The organism is Streptomyces sp. NPDC000151, from assembly GCF_040301705.1.
Taxonomy (GTDB): Bacteria; Actinomycetota; Actinomycetes; order Streptomycetales; family Streptomycetaceae; genus Streptomyces.
Genome location: NZ_JBEPFC010000260.1, coordinates 1 through 4836, shown reverse-complemented (window position 1 = coordinate 4836; position 4836 = coordinate 1). Strand labels below are relative to the sequence as shown.

Here is a 4836-nt window from a genome sequence, read left to right as displayed (position 1 = left end):
GCCGGCCGGGCAGCGCGGCGGCCTGTGCGACGCCGCGCTCGTCCAGGGCGACGCCGGGCGTGCGCCCCGCGAGGACGCCGGAATTGTTGGCGGTGGAGCGGCCGTGCCGTACCAGGAGCAGCGTGGGCATGGCGCCACCCTACGTTCTACGGGGCGAGCGGAGCACGGGGCCCACGGGGCGAGCGGAGGACGGGCCGCCCGGGGGCCGCCCTGGCAGGAGTGGCGCCCGGCAGCGAGAATGCCCCGTGTGATCGTGGATTGTGCCATCTACCGGAACGGCCGGCGGATCGAGAAGCCGGCGGGATACTCCACCGCGCTCGACGAAGCCCGCGCGGAGGGGCACTCCTTTCTGTGGCTCGGCATGCATGAGCCGACCGCGGAGGAGTTCGAGCAGGTCAGCGAGGAGTTCGCACTGCATCCGCTGGCCGTGGAGGACGCGCTCAAGGCCCATCAGCGGCCGAAGCTGGAGGTGTACGACGACTCCCTGTTCATGGTGCTGAAGCCGATCGTGTACGACGACTCCGAGGGCAGCGTCAGCTCGGGCGAGCTGATGCTCTTCATGGGGGACTCCTTCGTCGTCACCGTGCGGCACGGCGAGGGCAGCCCGCTGGCCTCCGTACGCGCGCGCCTGGAACACGACCCCGACGTCCTCAAGCAGGGCCCGACGGCGGTGCTGTACGCGGTCAGCGACGCGGTGGTCGACCACTACATCGACGTGGCGGCGGAACTCCAGCTCGACCTGGAAGAGTTGGAGGCCGACGTCTTCGCGCCGGCCGGCACGGACACCAAGAGCGGCGGAAACACTCGGAGCACCGCTCAGACGATCTACGCCTTCAAGCGCGAGGTGCTGGAATTCCGGCGCGCCACGGGACCGTTGGCCGAGCCGATGGCGCGCCTGCAGAACCCGGGCGTCCCCTTCGTGCACGACCGGGCGCGGCCCTTCTTCCGCGACGTGGACGACCACCTCACGCGGGCCAACGAGTCCGTGGAGGGCATGGACCGGCTGCTGTCGGACATCCTCTCGGCGCACCTGGCGCAGATGGGCGTGCGGCAGAACGACGACATGCGCAAGATCTCGGCGTGGGCCGCGCTGGCCGCCGTACCGACCATGATCGCGGGCATCTACGGCATGAACTTCGAGCACATGCCCGAGCTGAAGTGGTCCTTCGGCTATCCGGCGTGCCTGCTGGTCATGGCCGCCCTCGAAGTGACGCTGTACCGCCTCTTCAAGCGACGCGAGTGGCTGTAGGGCTGCGTACGTAGGCGCTGCGGCTGCGGGGGCTGCATCTTCAGGGGCTGCGGGGCTGCGTCTCCTGGGGCTGTGGGGAGCGTGTCCGTACGATGGCGCCTCGGGCGGCCTCCGGGGCGTCAGGCGAACTCCGGGGCCGTCGAGGCCGGGCCGCCCAAGGCGTCCGGCTTCTCGGGCATCCGAAGGCCGACCATGCGCCGCCACCCGAAGGCCCGCTCGTAGGCGTACACGGCGTGGATGCCGGCCGTGAGCAGCGCCCGCTTCGCCCGGGGCCAGCGCAGGATGTGGCCCATCCGCTCCATCACCGCGAGGCTGACGTCACGGTAGACGGCGATCTCGGTCCGCACGCTCTCCCGCAGGACCCGCCGGATCTCCTCGTCGTGTCCGGCACCGGCCAGCCGCAGCAGCTCCTCGTGACAGTACGCGAGGTGGTTGTCCTCGTCCCTGGCGATCATCCGGACCGCCTTGCCGACCTCCGGGTGGTCGCCGAAGTACTTCTTGAGCAGCGCCATCTGCTCGGCGGCCCGCTGCTCGGTGACCCGGCTGTGCGCCAGGTAGGCGACGATGTCGGGCTCCGTCAGCGGCTCGTCGCGCTGCAGCTTCTCGTGCGCGAGCCCGATGCCGCGGCGCTCCAGGAGCATCGTGTAGTCGGCGGCCGCGGGGACCGCGACGGCCTGCAGCCCGCGGCGGCGCAGCAGGGCGTTGAAGATCCGGCCGTGCTTCTCCTCGTCCGCGCCGTGCCGGGCGACCTTCGGGGCCATCGCGCGCTGGCTCTCCGGGACCAGCGCGGCGATCCGCCCGTTCTCCCAGCCGCCCTGCGACTCGCCGCTCGCGGCGATGGAGCAGAACAGCCGGAAGGACTCGTCGTGGTCCAGGATTTCTTGGAACAGACTCTTCGCCGTGAGCATCGACGGACCTCCAGGACGCCACTTCGAACAGGACACCCGCAAAGGAAAAGTCAAGTGCGGTGTGCTGTCTCCGGCAACACGGGGCCCGGTGAACTCGCCCGAACGATGGACCGGCGTGCGGTGCACGGGGCGTAACCACCCCGGGCGTCGGCGCGTTGTGCTGTGTGACGGCCGTGGCGGGGAAGACCCCCGAGCCCCCACCACGGCCGCAGACTTTCCGACGCGGACTTCCAGGCGCAGACCGTCAGGCGCAGGCTCTCAGGCCAGTCCGGCCCGCTCCAGGGCCTCGGTGCCCGCCCGCAGCGCGGCGATCCGCTCCTCCAGCGTGAAGCCCGCGGGCGACAGCGTCAGCGTGGTCACGCCGGCCGCCGCGTACGCCTGCATCCGCTCCGCGATCCGCTCCACCGAGCCGAGCAGGGTGGTGGAGTCGATGAGCTCGTGCGGGACGGCGGCCGCCGCCGCGTCCTTCTCGCCGGCCAGGTACTTCTCCTGGATGTCGGCGGCCGCCTGCTCGTAGCCCATCCGCCGCGCCAGCTGGTTGTAGAAGTTCTGCTTGCGGCTGCCCATGCCGCCCACGTAGAGCGCGGTGTACGGGCGGAAGGTGTCGGCGAGCGCCTCGACGTCCTTGTCCGCGCCGAGGGCCAGCGGCAGCGTCGGGCAGACGTCGAAGCCCTCCATCGTGAGCCCGGCCTTCTCCCGGCCCGCCCGGAGGTGCGAGATCGCCGTGTCCTGGAGGTGCTCGGCGGCCGGGAAGATCAGCAGCGCGCCGTCGGCGATCTCGCCCGTCTGCTCCAGGTTCTTCGGCCCGATCGCCGCGATGTAGAGCGGGACGCGCTCGCGCTTCGGGTGCACCGTGAGCTTGATCGGCTTGCCCGGCCCGCCGGGCAGCGGCAGCGTCCAGTGCGCGCCCTCGTAGGACAGCCGCTCCCGGGACATCGCCTTGCGGACGATCTCCACGTACTCCCGGGTGCGCGCCAGCGGCTTGTCGAACTTCACGCCGTACCAGCCTTCGGAGACCTGCGGCCCCGAGACGCCGAGCCCGAGCCGGAAACGGCCCTCCGACAGCGAGTCCAGCGTCGCGGCGGTCATGGCCGTCATGGCGGGCGTGCGCGCCGGGATCTGGAAGATCGCCGACCCGACGTCGATCCGCTCCGTCTGCGCGGCGACCCAGGACAGCACGGTCGGCCCGTCGGAGCCGTACGCCTCCGCCGCCCAGCAGACCGCGTACCCGAGCCGGTCGGCCTCCTGTGCCACGGCGAGGTTGTCCCCGTCCATACCGGCACCCCAGTAGCCGAGGTTGATCCCGAGCTTCATGCGGCTCCCTCACTCATCGATGACGCTCACTCGTCGGCTTCGACGGTCGCCGGTCGCGCCGGACACCGCGGTTCACCGGTCGCACCGGACACGGTGGCGATCCATCGGAACGCGGTGGCGATCCATCGAATTACTCATCGGTAATGATGCTGCTCGGGGACTGTAACGCGGGCCCCGCGCACTGCGTAAGAGGTGCACCGGACAGCGCCGCGCTGTGGGTTGTCCACAGGTCCCCGCAAGTCCGGGACGGGCCAGTAATCTCAGGGCCCATGGAGCAAAGGCACCTCGGCCGCACCGGCCTGCGCGTGTCCCGTCTCGGCCTGGGCACGCTGACCTGGGCGCGCGACACGGACGACCGCGACGCCGCCGACCAGCTCAAGACGTTCTGGGAGGCGGGCGGCACCCTCGTCGACACCGCCGACGTCTATGCCGACGGCGGCGCCGAGTACCTCCTGGGCCGGCTCGTGGAGGGCCTGGTGCCCCGCCGTGACCTGGTCATCGCGACCAAGGCCGGCAGCGTCCTGGAGGCGGACCGCAGGGTCGACGGCTCGCGCCGCCACCTGCTCGCGGCGCTCGACGACTCCCTGGAGCGCCTCGGCACCGACTACGTCGACCTCTGGCAGGTGCACGCCTTCGACCCGGAGACGCCGCTGGAGGAGACGCTGCAGGCCCTGGACACCGCCGTCAGCAGCGGCCGCGCGCGCTACGTCGGCGTCACGAACTTCTCCGGCTGGCAGCTCGCCAAGGCCGCCACCTGGCAGCTGGCGGCGCCGGCCGTGCGCGCCCGGCTGGCGAGCGCGCAGATGGAGTACTCCCTCCTGCAGCGCGGCGTCGAGCGCGAGGTGCTGCCCGCGGCGCTCGACCTCGGGCTGGGCCTGTTGCCCGCCTCCCCGCTCGGCCGCGGCGTCCTCACGGGCAAGTACCGGCACGCCACGCCGCCCGACTCGCGCGGTGCGTCCGCGCACCTGGCGCCGTTCGTCGCGCCGTATCTCGACGACGCCGCAGGACGCATCGTCGACGCGGTCGCCACGGCGGCGGACGGCCTCGCCGTCACCCCGCTCCAGGTCGCGCTGTGCTGGCTGCGGGACCGCCCCGGCGTGACCGCGCCGATCGTCGGCGCACGCACGGCGCAGCAGCTCAGAGCGGCATTGTCAGTGGAGACCCTTAGTCTTCCTGACGAGATCCGGCGTGCACTGGACGACGTCTCCGCGCCCGTGCACCGCTATCCCGACCACGACTGGAGCACCCTGTGAACACCGACCACCCCACCGGCGCCCCCGCCCCTGCCGAGGCCCCGGAGCCGCCGGCCCCGGCGGGCGACGGCACCGCGCGGCCCGAGGGCGATGACGCGGGGGCCGCGTCCGC

General features: G+C 72.0%; 5 protein-coding genes. 2 read left to right on the top strand and 3 right to left on the bottom strand.

Annotation, left to right across the window (positions count from 1 at the left end; genetic code table 11):
* Positions 1–130 (bottom strand): histidine phosphatase family protein (locus tag ABT381_RS35085; RefSeq protein ID WP_351601956.1); only part of this gene is annotated, 130 nt, incomplete at its 3' end.
* 108 nt (positions 131–238) lie between these two features.
* On the opposite strand from ABT381_RS35085, the gene corA reads away from it, so the two are divergent.
* Positions 239–1249, top strand: coding sequence for a magnesium/cobalt transporter CorA (gene corA / locus ABT381_RS35080; protein WP_351601953.1), 1011 nt, complete (start codon positions 239–241; stop codon positions 1247–1249).
* A gap of 119 nt (positions 1250–1368) precedes the next feature.
* On the opposite strand, the gene ABT381_RS35075 is transcribed toward corA, so the two are convergent.
* Positions 1369–2157, bottom strand: a complete 789-nt coding sequence (locus ABT381_RS35075; RefSeq protein WP_351601950.1) for a ferritin-like domain-containing protein — start codon at positions 2155–2157, stop codon at positions 1369–1371.
* Between the two features lie 258 nt (positions 2158–2415).
* Positions 2416–3471: an LLM class F420-dependent oxidoreductase gene (locus tag ABT381_RS35070; RefSeq protein ID WP_351601947.1), complete on the bottom strand. Its 1056-nt coding sequence runs from the start codon at positions 3469–3471 to the stop codon at positions 2416–2418.
* A gap of 269 nt (positions 3472–3740) precedes the next feature.
* Here ABT381_RS35070 and ABT381_RS35065 point away from each other — a divergent pair, with 269 nt between their 5' ends.
* Positions 3741–4724: an aldo/keto reductase gene (locus tag ABT381_RS35065; protein WP_351601944.1), complete on the top strand. Its 984-nt coding sequence runs from the start codon at positions 3741–3743 to the stop codon at positions 4722–4724.
* Positions 4725–4836: the final 112 nt, after the last annotated feature.

Coding starts and splice junctions, on each gene's coding strand:
- corA (WP_351601953.1), top strand. CDS start 239: ATGCCCCGTGTGATCGTGGATTGTGCCATCTACCGGAACGGCCGGCGG.
- ABT381_RS35075 (WP_351601950.1), bottom strand. CDS start 2,157: ATGCTCACGGCGAAGAGTCTGTTCCAAGAAATCCTGGACCACGACGAG.
- ABT381_RS35070 (WP_351601947.1), bottom strand. CDS start 3,471: ATGAAGCTCGGGATCAACCTCGGCTACTGGGGTGCCGGTATGGACGGG.
- ABT381_RS35065 (WP_351601944.1), top strand. CDS start 3,741: ATGGAGCAAAGGCACCTCGGCCGCACCGGCCTGCGCGTGTCCCGTCTC.